The sequence below is a fragment of the Paraburkholderia ginsengiterrae genome (genome assembly GCF_001645125.1).
GTDB lineage: Bacteria > Pseudomonadota > Gammaproteobacteria > Burkholderiales > Burkholderiaceae > Paraburkholderia > Paraburkholderia ginsengiterrae.
In genome coordinates, this window is record NZ_LXKA01000176.1 from 17,363 (window position 1) to 29,381 (window position 12,019).

The following is a 12,019-nucleotide window of genomic DNA, read 5'->3' on the forward strand; positions in this document are numbered from 1 at the left end:
TCCTATTGTTTGAGAGTTGTGTGGATCGATGCCTGGTTGACGTCGTTCAGATGGCACGCGCTGACGTGCTCGATGGCAATGCCGCGCAAGGTGGGCGCTTCGGTCTTGCAGCGCGGCATGGCGTGCGGACAGCGAGGATGAAAATGACAACCCGGCGGCGGCGCGAGCGGGCTCGGCATTTCGCCGCGAATGGCGGCGAAACGTTTCTTGCGCGAGTCGAGGCGGGGGATTTCGGCCAGCAGGGTCTGCGTGTAAGGATGATTCGGATGACGGAATATCTCCTCGGCCGGCGCGCTTTCCACCACGCGCCCGAGATACATGATCACCACGCGGTCCGACACCTGTTCCACCACGCCCAGATCGTGGCTGATGAACAGGTAGGTGAGATTGAGCTGCTCGCGCAGGTCCATGAACAGATTCAGGATCTGCGCCTGGATCGAGACGTCGAGGGCCGCCACGGCTTCATCGCAGACCAGCATCGACGGGTTGACCGCGAGCGCTCGCGCAATACCGATGCGCTGCCGCTGGCCGCCGCTGAACTCGTGCGGATAGCGATCGGCGAGCGACGGATCGAGGCCGGCGCGCTGCAGTTGCGCGGCAACGTAGCCATCGAGATCGGCGCGTTCGACCATGCCATGCACGAGCGGCGCTTCGCCGACGATATCGCGGATACGCCGGCGCGGATTCAGGCTCGAATGCGGGTCCTGAAAGATCATCTGGATCGCCAGCCGGGCGGCGCGTGCTGCGCCGGCCGGCATGGCCGCGCGGCGCTGGCCGTCCACCAGCACGTCGCCTTCGGTCGGCGCGAGGAGACCGGCCACGATGCGCCCGAGCGTCGATTTTCCGCAACCCGATTCGCCGACCAGGCCGACCACCTCGCCCGGCATGATCCTGAAATCGACATTGTCCACGGCGTGCGTGACCGCTTGCGCTTCGAGCAGATTGTGTTTTCGCAGCCAGCGTACCGCGGCGTTCTCGCGGCGTTCGCCGAAGCGCTGACTGACGCCGCGCAGTTCGACGAGGGCGCGCGTCGCGACTGGTGGGGTTTCCACGTGGCTCATGCTGTGGCCTCCTTGCGCACGTCGGCCAGCCGGCCCGGATGGAAACAGCGCACCAGATGCGCGCTGCGGCCGGAAGCCGGCACGGTGGGCGACGGTTCGAGCGCTGGTGGCTTCGAGCAGGCGGCTGTGGCCCGCGTGCAGCGCGCGGCGAATGCGCAGCCAGGCGGCAGCGAGCGCAGATCGGGCGTCATGCCGGCAATCTGCGTGAGCCGTTTGCCGCGCGTGTTGAGGCTCGGCAAACTGTCGATCAGCCCAATCGTATAGGGATGCTGAGGATCGTCCAGTACAGCGTCCACGCTCCCTTGTTCGACGATTCTTCCCGCGTACATCACGGCGATGTCGTCGGCGAGACCCGCCACCACGGAAAGATCGTGCGTGATCCAGATCAGCGAGGTCCCTTGCGTGCGCACGAGCGTTTGCACTTCCGAGAGGATCTGCGCCTGGATGGTGACGTCGAGCGCGGTGGTCGGCTCATCGGCGATGATCAGGTCGGGCTTGTGCAGCATCGCAATCGCGATCGCAATGCGTTGGCGCATACCGCCCGACAACTGATGCGGATACGCGCGCAGCCGTTCCTCGGGGCTGGCGATGCCCATGGCGGCCAGCGCTTCGGCAGCCTGGTCGCGCGCGGCGCGCCGGCTCACCTGACGATGGGCACGCACCGCTTCGATCATCTGGGCATCGACGCGTTGCACGGGGTTGAGCGTGGACATGGGGTCCTGGAACACCATGGCGATACGGCTGCCGCGCAGGCCCCGCAGGTCCGCTTCCGGCAGGCCGACCAGGTCGCTGCCCTTGAAGATGATCTCGCCGCCGACCACGCGGCCGGGTGCATCGACGAGCCCCATGATCGAGAAACCGGTGACCGATTTGCCCGATCCCGATTCGCCGACGAGACCCAGCACGCGGCCCCGTGCGAGTGTGAGCGAGACGTCTTCGACAGCGGGCAGCACGCCTTCGCGCGTGAAAAAGCGCGTTTGCAGGTGCCGGACTTCGAGCGTGTTCACCACGGCAGGAAAGGTCGCGCCGCTCATTTCACGAACCTCGGATTGAGCAGCGTGCGCAGCCGGTCGCCGACCATATTGATCGACACGAGGATGCCCAGCAGCGCCAGACCCGGATAGACGCTGATCCAGTATTCGCCGGAGAGCATGGTCTGGTAGCCGTTGGCAATCAGCAGCCCAAGCGAGGGTTCGGTGATCGGCACGCCGAGTCCGAGAAACGACAGCGTCGCTTCGAGTGTGATTGCCCGCGCGACTTGCAGCGTGCCGACCACGATCAGCGGAGGCAGGCAGTTCGGCAGGATGTGCACGAGCACGATCCGCCAGTTCGGGATCGCCAGACTGCGAGCGGCTTCGACGTACTCGCGCCGTGCTTCGACCAGCGCCTGCGCGCGGGCGGTTCGCGCGTAGTACGCCCATTCGATCAGCACAAGCGTGAGCACGACGTTCGTCACGCTCTTGCCGAGGAAGGCGAGCAGCATCATCGCGACCAGAATGGAAGGGAAGGCGAGCAGCAGATCCACGAGCCGCATGATGAGGCTGTCGGTCTTGCCGCCCGCGTACGCCGCGATCAGGCCGAACACGGTGCCGACCACGCCTGCGATAAGTGCAGAGCCAAGCCCGACCGACAGGCTCAGGCGCAGACCGTAGAGCATCGCGGAATAGAGGTCGCGGCCCTGACCGTCGGTGCCGAGCCAGTACGTATAGGTGCTGGCGCTATTCATCGCGCCGGGCGGCAAGCGCGCGTCGAGCACGTCGAGCTGCAGCAGGTCGTAGGGATTCTGCGGCGTGATGAGCGGCGCGAAGATGGCCGCGAGCACGAGCAGCAGCGCGACGCTCAACGCCGCCAGCGCCGCGGGCGAGCGGCTGAAATCCGCCACCAGCCGGCGCCATGGCGACTGGCGGCGCGCGGTTTTCGCGTGCGCGGGCGTGTCCGGCATCAGCGGCGTGGCGCTCATCGTGCGCCCTCCAGCCGCACGCGCGGATCGAGGACTTTGTAGAGGATATCGACCAACAGGTTCAGCGCGACGAACATGCACACGACCACGATCAGATACGACAGGATTACCGGACGGTCGAGCGCGTTGATGCTGTCGAGGATCAGCTTGCCCGCGCCCGGCCACGCGAACACGGTTTCCGTCACCACTGCAAACGCGATAGTCGAGCCGAACTCCAGGCCGATCACCGTGATGAGCGGAATCAGCGTGTTGCGCAGTACATGCACGAGCACGACACGGGTGGAGGACAAACCCTTGGCGCGCGCGAAACGCACGTGCTCCATGGGCAGGACCTCGCGCACGCCCGCGCTGGTGAGGCGCAGCACGAGCGAGACTTTGAAGAGCGACAGATTCAGCGCCGGCAGGATCAGATGACGCAGGCCGTCCAGCGTGAGCCATGACCACTGGACGCCGAACAGCGCCACCGTGGCGCCGCGGCCGCTGGCGGCCAGCCATCCGAGCTTCACGCTGAACAGCATGATGAGCATCAGGCCGACCCAGAAGGTCGGCAGTGAAAAGCCGACGATGCTGCCTGTCATCAGCATGCTGGAAACCGGATGGTTCGGCCGCAGGCCCGCGAACAGGCCGAGCGGAATGCCGATCACGAGCGCGAGCAGCAGCGCCGTGACGGCGAGTTCGAAGGTGGCGGGCAGGCGCTGCAGGATCAGCCGAATGGCGGGTTCGTTATAGACGAAGCTGTTGCCGAGATCGCCGTGCGCCGCGCCGGCGAGGAACGCCAGATACTGTTTCCAGAGCGGCTGGTCGAGGCCCAGTTGCGCGATGATGCGGGCCCGGTCCACCTGGTCCACGTCCTGTCCGATCAGGATATCGATAGGATTGCCGATCGCATGCAAGCCGATGAACACGATCAGCGTCATCAGCAGCACGACGAACGCCGCCTGCGCGAAGCGCCGGATGAGCCAGCCGCTCATTCGTCCTCCGCGTACTGGGCCGGCGCTTCGGCGGGTTGCCATTCGTCGCCGTAAAGTTCGGGTTCCGCGTAGGCTTCCAGCGCCGCGTAGTGCTGTTCCACGTCTTCCTGATACAGCAGCGTGGCGATGCCGCGGGCAAGCCGCTTCGCCCCCGTGCTGATGGCGGGAATGTCGCCGGAGACGGCGCCGTGGGAGAGCGTGGCCGGATAGCAGAAGCAATGGATGTGCGACAGGCCGGGGCAGGCGCCAGGGACCTGTTCGAGGAATTCGAACGCGGGTCCGAGGTCAGGCGAGTCGGACAGTTCGACATCCTGATCGGCGGCAGAGGGCGGCGTGTAGCGGCTCGCCCAGGTGCGAATATGCGGGGCGAACGCGGCGAACTCCGGGCGCGCGGCCCAGTCGACCTTGAAGCCCGTCGAGACCACCAGGAAGTCGGCCGCGAAAGTACCTTTGGGCGTGTGGATGGCGAGACCGTCCGCCGTACTTTCGACCGACTGCACCGGGCATCCGAAGTTGAAGCGCGCGTTCTCATGGTGCGACACTCGCAGCGTGCTGCCGCGTGGCGGCGGCACTTGCACCGTGTTGATGTAGTGGCGAATCTTCCATTTCCACTCGTCGGGCAGCGCATGATGGCCGTGGGTCAGCCCCGGATTGCCGGCGCCCTTGCCCTTGTTCACGCGCGGAAAGTCCGCTCGCCGGATCAGCAGATCGACGCTCGCAGCGCCGGCTTCGAGCGCCGTGGCGGCGCTGTCCATCGCCGACGCGCCGCCGCCGACCACGGCCACGCGTTTGCCGGCGAGCGTGTTGTAATCGTACGTATCGGACGAATGCGCCCAACGGCCGCGCGGCAAGCCATCGATGAAACCCGGCAACGCCGGGCCGCCCAGGCCGTCGCGGCCGGTCGCGAGCACGACGCGCCGCGCGTAGACCTCGAAATGTCGCTCATGCGTTCGCACGCTCAGCGCGACGAGGCCGTCGGCGCGCGGCGTCACCGCTTCAATGGTGTGGTCGTTGAGAACGTCGAGCGCTAACACCCGGCGGTACCAGATCAGATACGTCATCCATTGCAGGCGGTCGATCTTGTCGAGTGCCTGCCACGCTTCTACGCCGAACTGCGCTTCGAACCATGCGCGAAACGTCAGCGCGGGCAAGCCCAGCGCGGGTCCCGTCAATTGCTTCGGCGAACGTAGCGTTTCCATGCGGGCGGTCGTGGCCCACGGGCCTTCCAGCCCTTGCGGCGAGCGGTCGAAAACCCGTGCCCGCACCCCCACCAGCTTGAGCGCGGCGGCTGCCGTCAGCCCGGCCATGCCGCCGCCGATGACCGCGACGTCCAGCACCTCCCTGCCGCCGTGCGTCTTGCCGATCACCCATTCCCGCGCGGGCAATTCGAGCAGGGACAAGTCTTCGGCGAGCCGCGCTTCGAGCGCCGCGAGGCCGCTGGGTGGAGTCGATGGAACGTTAGGGTCGAGGCTCACGGGGTGTGCTCTTCGGTCGGATTGAGATGGTCGTGGGGCACTTCATGGAGCGCCTGCAGGATCGTGCCGTGCTGGCTCGCGTCGTGCAGAACGAAATCGGGCAGGAGCTCGGCGGCGGCCTGCGCAAGCGCCTGCACGGTCGCCAGCGTCGCCGCGCCAAGCGGACGGGATTCCGGCGTGATGACGCCGAACAGGAACGCGATGCGGATATCGAGCGGACGGATCACCACGCCCTCGACAGGTAATCCGAGCGCTGTCACCGGTTCCAGCACGGCGAGCCCGAGGCCCGCGCGTACCGCGCCGAGCGCGTTCAGCGACGAGTTGGTCTCGATCACACCGGACGTGCGCACGTCCGCTTGCGCGAACGCCGCGTCGAGCCGCGGCCGCAGCCGATAGGGGTTCTGCATCGTGATGAGACGCCGGTTGGCGAAGTCGCTCAACGCGACGCGCGGCGCTCGCGCGAGCGGGTCGCCGGCGTGCACGGCGGCCACGCACGCGGTCTCGCCAATCCAATGCACTTGCAAGCCGCGATGCTCGAGCGGCAGGCTCGATACGCCGATGTCGACTATGCCGTTGAGCACGGCATCGACGACCTGTTCGGGCGCCGCGCTGCGCACGTGCACGGATTCGAGCGGATGGTTCTGATCGAGCAGGGCCAGCGCGCGCGGCACGAGTCCGGCGGCGAGCGCGGAGGTGGCGGCGAGCGTCACGGGCGGCGGCGCCTGGCGGGCGATCTGTTCGGCGCGCGCCTTGACCTGGCGCAGGTTGGCGAGGGTCCGCTCGACGTCCTGATAGAGCTGCGATGCCTCGCGAGTGGGCGCGACCCGTGGCCCGAAGCGCTGGAATAGCGGATAGCCGATTTCGGCTTCCAGTTCCTGGATGGAGCGCGTGACCGACGGCTGCGACCGCCCGAGCAGACGACCGGCGGCGGTGACGCTCCCCGCGGACATCACGGCAGCAAACGCTTCCAGTTGGCGAATTTCCATGAATGCGCGGGCCCGGTCGATCAAGTTGATGAATTTGTAAAACGCATTCTTACGCCGCAAGCATGCGAATTGCAAATAATTAAAAATCCTATGGATAGACCGGAATCTGGGATACGGAAGGCGTCGCCGCGCCGGTGCGGGCCGTCAGCCTTTTGCGATTGACGGCGGTTCATGGTTTTCCCTGGTCGCTGCCATGCGACACGCATTACGCCGAACCAAAAAAACGGCCACGCCGGACAAGCCGGCGTGGCCGTTTCAGACTTCAGACTTCAGGTGATGCGTTTAGATACCGCCGACGCACATGTACTTGATGACCACGTAGTCGTCGATGCCGTAATGCGAACCTTCGCGGCCCAGGCCCGATTGCTTGACGCCGCCGAACGGCGCGACTTCATTCGAAATAAGGCCCGTGTTGATGCCGACCATGCCGTACTCGAGCGCTTCGGCGACGCGCCAGACGCGGCCGATATCGCGGCTGTAGAAGTACGACGCGAGGCCGAACTCGGTATCGTTGGCGAGGCGGATCACTTCCTCGTCCGACGAGAAGCGGAACAGCGGCGCGAGCGGCCCGAAGGTTTCGTCGCGCGCGACCTTCATGGCCGGCGTGACGTCCGCGAGCACGGTCGGCTCGAAGAAGCCGTGACCCAGCGCATGACGCTTGCCGCCGGTGACGATGCGCGCGCCCTTGGCGAGCGCGTCTTCGATATGCGACTCGACCTTCAGCACGGCGGCTTCGTTGATCAGCGGCCCTTGCGTGACGCCGTCGTCGGTGCCGCGGCCCACCTTGAGCTGTTCGACCGCGACGCGCAGCTTTTCGGCGAACGCGTCGTAGACCTTGTCGTGCACATAGAAGCGGTTCGTGCACACGCAGGTCTGGCCGCTGTTGCGATACTTCGAGGCAATCGCGCCGGCCACCGCCGCATCCAGATCCGCGTCGTCGAACACGATGAACGGCGCATTGCCGCCGAGTTCCAGCGACACTTTCTTGACCGTCGGCGCGCACTGCGCCATGAGCAGGCGGCCGACCGGCGTCGAGCCGGTGAACGACAGCTTGCGCACGATCGGATTGCCGGTCATTTCCGCGCCGATGGCTTTCGGCTCGCCGGTCACCACGTTGAACACGCCGCGCGGCACGCCGGCGCGTTCGGCCAGCACGGCCAGCGCGAGCGCGGAGAGCGGCGTGGCTTCAGCCGGTTTGACGATGATCGGGCAGCCTGCCGCGAGGGCCGGGCCGACCTTGCGCGTGATCATCGCCGCCGGGAAGTTCCACGGCGTGATGGCCGCGCAAACGCCGATCGGCTCTTTCGTCACGACAATGCGCTTGTCGCCGGCCGGCGTCGGGATCGTGTCGCCGTTCACGCGCTTGCCTTCTTCCGCGAACCATTCCAGGAACGACGCGGCGTACTGGATTTCGCCTTTGGCTTCGGCGAGCGGCTTGCCTTGTTCCGTGGTGAGGATCTTCGCCAGGTCGTCGGCGTTTTCCATCATCAGGTCATGCCATTTGCGCAGGATCACGGCGCGCTGCTTGGCGGTCGTGGCGCGCCATGCGGGCCAGGCGGCGTTCGCCGTGTCGATGGCGCGGCGCGTTTCCGCCGTGCCCATGCGCGGCACCGTCGCGATCGTGTCACCAGTGGCCGGGTTGCGCACTTCGAAGGTCGCGCCGTCGTCGGCGCCTTGCCATTCGCCCGCGATGTACGCGTGCGTCTTCAGCAGCGTCGGGTCTTTCAGGGTCAAGGTGGTCATGAGTATTTCCTTAGGCCGCGACCGCGACGCTGTCCTTGATCACGCTTTCGAGAATCGCCATGGCTTCGTCGAACACCGTTTCCTGAATCGTCAGCGGGAACAGGAAGCGCACCACGTTCGAATACACGCCGCACACCAGCAACAGCAAGCCGCGTTCGAGCGCGAGGGTCTGCACGCGCTTGGTGAACTCCGCGTCCGGCTCCGAGCCGCCTGCCTTGCAGAACTCGACCGCAACCATGCCGCCAGGGCCGCGCACGTCGGCGATCTGCGGCACTTCGCTTTGCAGCGAGACCAGCTTGGCCTTCACGCGATCGCCCAGCAGCGTGGCGCGCTCGCACAGCTTTTCTTCGTCGATGATGTCGAGCACGGCATGCGCCGCGGCCACTGCCAGCGGGTTACCGGCATACGTGCCGCCGAGGCCGCCAGGCGCCGCGGCATCCATGATTTCCGCGCGGCCGATCACGCCCGACAGCGGCATGCCGCCCGCCAGGCTCTTGGCGACCGTCATCAGATCGGGCACCACGTCGTAGTGATTCATCGCGAACAGCTTGCCGGTACGGGCAAAACCCGTTTGCACTTCGTCGGCGATCAGCAGAATGCCGTGCTCGTTGCACAGCTTGCGCAGGGCGCGCACGAATTCGGCCGGTGCCGGATAGAAACCGCCTTCGCCTTGAACCGGTTCAAAAATGATCGCGGCCACGCGCTTCGGATCGATGTCGGCCTTGAACAGGAATTCGATGGCCTTCAGCGAATCGGCCGTGGTCACGCCGTGCAGCGGATTCGGGAACGGTGCGTGGAACACGTCCGACGGGAACGGACCGAAGCCGATCTTGTACGGTGCAACCTTGCCAGTCAGCGCCATGCCCATCAGCGTGCGGCCATGGAAACCGCCGGTGAAGGCGATCACGCCCGGACGGCCGGTCGCGGCGCGCGCGATCTTGATGGCGTTTTCGACGGCTTCGGCGCCGGTCGTGAAGAACGCGGTCTTCTTCGGGTGGTCGCCCGGCGCGCGCGCGTTGAGCTTCTCAGCCAGTTCGACATACGACGCGTACGGCACGATCTGATACGCCGTGTGCGTGAAGTGATCCAGCTGGTCGCGGATCGCGGCGAGGATCTTCGGATGGCGGTGGCCCGTGTTGCACACCGCGATGCCGGCGGCAAAGTCGATGAAACGGCGGCCTTCCACATCCCACAGCTCCGCGTTTTCCGCGCGCTCAGCGTAGAAATCGCACATGACGCCGACGCCGCGCGGGGTGGCTGCGTCTTTGCGGCTCTTCAGTTCTGCGTTCTTCATTGTCATCTCCTTGCTCCTCGGTGTTGGTAGACGCCGCGCGCTCAGCACAGCACATGCTGCGACTATAATGAGATTTGGCTCTTAACTTCAGAGCCATTTCAATAAAAATGTAGGAGCCAATCATGCGCGCGAGCGTTTTGTCCGACTGGCTGGCCCAGCGTCTCGACCGAGGCAATGGCCAGCCGATCTATCGCCAGCTGCACCGGCTGCTGCAGCAGGCGATCCTGTCGCGCGAACTGCCGCCGGGCAGCAAGGTGCCGTCGTCGCGTTTGCTGGCGCAGGAGTTGGGCATCGGGCGCAATACCGTCACGCAGGTGTACGAGCAACTGGTACTCGAAGGGTATGTCAGTTCGGCGACCGGGCGTGGCACGTTCGTTGCCGCCAGCGCGCCGGAGGAAATCCTCGGCTTGCCGGATGCCGCTGCGGCCGACGCGGCCGACGCGCGTCCGGAACCTTCGCCGCTGCCGGCGGCCCGCGCGTTGTCCACGCGCGGCGCGCGGCTGATCGCAGGCGCGGGCGTGTCCAAGCGCCAGTGGGGGGCGTTCATGCCCGGCGTGCCGGACGTCACGAAGTTTCCGGCGCGTGTGTGGAGCCGGTTGCATAACAAGTATTGGCGCCGGCTGCGTCCGGACCTGCTCACGTATGCGCCGGGCGGCGGCCTTGCCTCGCTGCGTCACGCGCTGGCCGACTATCTGCGCACGTCGCGCTCGGTGCGCTGCACGCCGGAGCAGATCATCATCACCACCGGGATTCACCAGTCGGTCGACCTCGCGGTGCGCCTGCTATCCGATCCGGGCGACGTGATCTGGACCGAAGACCCCTGTTATTGGGGCGTGCGCAGCGTGCTGCACGTCTCGGGACTGCAGTCGCGGCCCATCGCCGTCGACGAGGAAGGCATCAATCCATTGGCCGACGACCTCGCGCAACCGCCCAAGCTGATGCTCGTCACACCGTCGCACCAGTATCCGCTCGGCATGGTGATGAGCCTCGCGCGGCGCCGCATGCTGCTCGAGTACGCGCGTCAGAACCAGTGCTGGATCATCGAGGACGACTACGACAGCGAATATCGCTACGGCAGCCGACCGCTGGCGTCGCTTCAGGGCCTGGATACGTCGGGGCAGGTGATTTACGTGGGCAGCTTCGGCAAGACGCTGTTTCCGGGTTTGCGCATCGGTTATCTCGTCGTGCCGGAGGCACTGGCGGAGAGCTTCGCCACCGCGAGCGCCGAGTTGTATCGCGAAGGGCAGTTGCTGCAGCAGGCGATGCTCGCGGAGTTCATCGCTGAAGGGCATTTCACTTCGCATATCCGCAAGATGCGCACGCTCTATGGGCAGCGCCGCCAGACGCTGCTCGATGCCGCCGCGCAACGGTATGGCGATGCGCTGCCGGCCGTGGGAGGCGATGCGGGTCTGCATCTGGTGATGCAGTTGCCGGATGGCAGCGACGACCGGCTGGTGGCGGCTGCGGCGCTGGAGCGCAATATCATCGTGCGGCCGTTGTCGGGGTACTACGCGCAGCCGCCGCTGGCGCCGCCGGGTTTGCTGATCGGCTATGCGTGCGTGCCGGATGAGGAGATCGCGCCGGCGTTCAACACGCTGGCGGATGCGATTGATGCGACGTTGCCGGTGTTTGCGTGAGGTGGTTCTGGTCCTGTAGCTTGCAAGGCACACTGAAGCCAACGCCCGAGCGCGTCAAATCCGAATCAACACCGCCCCCAGCGTCACCAGCCCACACGCCACGATCCGCCGCGTCGTCAGCTTCTCGCGCATGAACAGCCAGCCGATCAGCACCGCGAAGATCGAACTCATCTCGCGCAGCGCGGAAACCATGGCAATCGGCAGGTAGCGATAAGCCTCGATGATCAGGCAATAAGCACTCAACGCGAGCGCGCCGGAGGCGATGCCCTTGAGCACCACCGCGCGCCCGATGAACAGCCCTTTAGCACCGCCGCGCCAGTGCCAGGCGAGCAGAAACTGCGGGATATTCCAGATCAGATAGACCCACATGATGTAGCTCATGCCATTGCCCGCCACGCGCGCGCCGATTCCATCCACCACCGAATACGTCGCGATGAAAAACCCGGTCAGCAGCGCAAACGGCACGCTTTCGCCCGAAAAGCGCATGCCGCGGCGAAACGCCAGCGAGACGATACCGATCGACACCAGCGCCACCCCGACGGCGGCTAGCGGCTTGAGCGCCTCATGCGCGAACACCAATGCGCCGACAAACACGAGCATGGGCGAAAGGCCGCGCGCGATCGGATAGATCTGCCCGAAGTCGCCGCTCTTGTAGGCGCGAATCAGCGCCAGCAGATAGCCGAATTCCAGCAGCACCGACGCGAAGATGTACGGCCATGCCGCCGGTTCAGGCAAGGGCAGCGCAATGACGCCGACCGCGCTCACGGCGATATACGGAATCGCCATCATGCCGAGCAGCCAGACGCGGTCTTCGGATAGATGCAGAAACGCGTTCCACGTGGCGTGAAGCAGCGCGGAGACCAGCACCAGCAAAACCACAAAGGTTTCCATC

Annotated in this window: 10 protein-coding genes; 1 reads left to right on the forward strand and 9 read right to left on the reverse strand. The window is 65.8% G+C overall.

Features of this window, described 5'->3' with window-relative positions:
• Positions 1-2 precede the first annotated feature (2 nt).
• The 8 genes from A6V37_RS13735 to A6V37_RS13770 form a co-directional block, all read right to left on the reverse strand.
• On the reverse strand, positions 3-1,061 hold the full coding sequence (locus A6V37_RS13735) for an ABC transporter ATP-binding protein (RefSeq protein WP_064286056.1): 1,059 nt from the start codon (positions 1,059-1,061) through the stop codon (positions 3-5).
• Positions 1,058-2,095 (reverse strand): ABC transporter ATP-binding protein, encoded by a 1,038-nt coding sequence (locus A6V37_RS13740; protein ID WP_064265278.1) that lies wholly within the window; start codon positions 2,093-2,095, stop codon positions 1,058-1,060. Before A6V37_RS13740 ends, A6V37_RS13735 begins: the two co-directional genes overlap by 4 nt.
• Positions 2,092-3,021, reverse strand: a complete 930-nt coding sequence (locus A6V37_RS13745; protein ID WP_064265279.1) for an ABC transporter permease — start codon at positions 3,019-3,021, stop codon at positions 2,092-2,094. The genes A6V37_RS13740 and A6V37_RS13745 overlap by 4 nt, the downstream gene beginning before the upstream one ends.
• Positions 3,018-3,992 carry an ABC transporter permease gene (locus A6V37_RS13750; RefSeq protein ID WP_064286057.1) on the reverse strand — a complete coding sequence of 325 codons (975 nt, stop codon included), beginning with the start codon at positions 3,990-3,992 and terminating at the stop codon, positions 3,018-3,020. The genes A6V37_RS13745 and A6V37_RS13750 overlap by 4 nt, the downstream gene beginning before the upstream one ends.
• Positions 3,989-5,467, reverse strand: coding sequence for a flavin-containing monooxygenase (locus A6V37_RS13755; RefSeq protein WP_064265281.1), 1,479 nt, complete (start codon positions 5,465-5,467; stop codon positions 3,989-3,991). The genes A6V37_RS13750 and A6V37_RS13755 overlap by 4 nt, the downstream gene beginning before the upstream one ends.
• Positions 5,464-6,453 (reverse strand): LysR substrate-binding domain-containing protein, encoded by a 990-nt coding sequence (locus A6V37_RS13760; RefSeq protein WP_064265497.1) that lies wholly within the window; start codon positions 6,451-6,453, stop codon positions 5,464-5,466. The genes A6V37_RS13755 and A6V37_RS13760 overlap by 4 nt, the downstream gene beginning before the upstream one ends.
• 282 nt (positions 6,454-6,735) lie before the next feature.
• Positions 6,736-8,196 (reverse strand): NADP-dependent succinate-semialdehyde dehydrogenase, encoded by a 1,461-nt coding sequence (gene gabD / locus A6V37_RS13765; RefSeq protein ID WP_064265282.1) that lies wholly within the window; start codon positions 8,194-8,196, stop codon positions 6,736-6,738.
• A 10-nt stretch (positions 8,197-8,206) separates the two neighbouring features.
• Positions 8,207-9,490: a 4-aminobutyrate--2-oxoglutarate transaminase gene (locus A6V37_RS13770; RefSeq protein ID WP_064265283.1), complete on the reverse strand. Its 1,284-nt coding sequence runs from the start codon at positions 9,488-9,490 to the stop codon at positions 8,207-8,209.
• A gap of 122 nt (positions 9,491-9,612) precedes the next feature.
• Here A6V37_RS13770 and pdxR point away from each other — a divergent pair, with 122 nt between their 5' ends.
• The gene (gene pdxR / locus A6V37_RS13775) at positions 9,613-11,127 is read left to right on the forward strand and encodes a MocR-like pyridoxine biosynthesis transcription factor PdxR (RefSeq protein WP_064286058.1); all 1,515 of its coding nucleotides are present in this window, start codon (positions 9,613-9,615) and stop codon (positions 11,125-11,127) included.
• Between the two features lie 54 nt (positions 11,128-11,181).
• Here the strand turns inward: pdxR and A6V37_RS13780 are convergent, their stop codons facing one another.
• Positions 11,182-12,018 carry a DMT family transporter gene (locus A6V37_RS13780; protein ID WP_064265285.1) on the reverse strand — a complete coding sequence of 279 codons (837 nt, stop codon included), beginning with the start codon at positions 12,016-12,018 and terminating at the stop codon, positions 11,182-11,184.
• Position 12,019 lies beyond the last annotated feature (1 nt).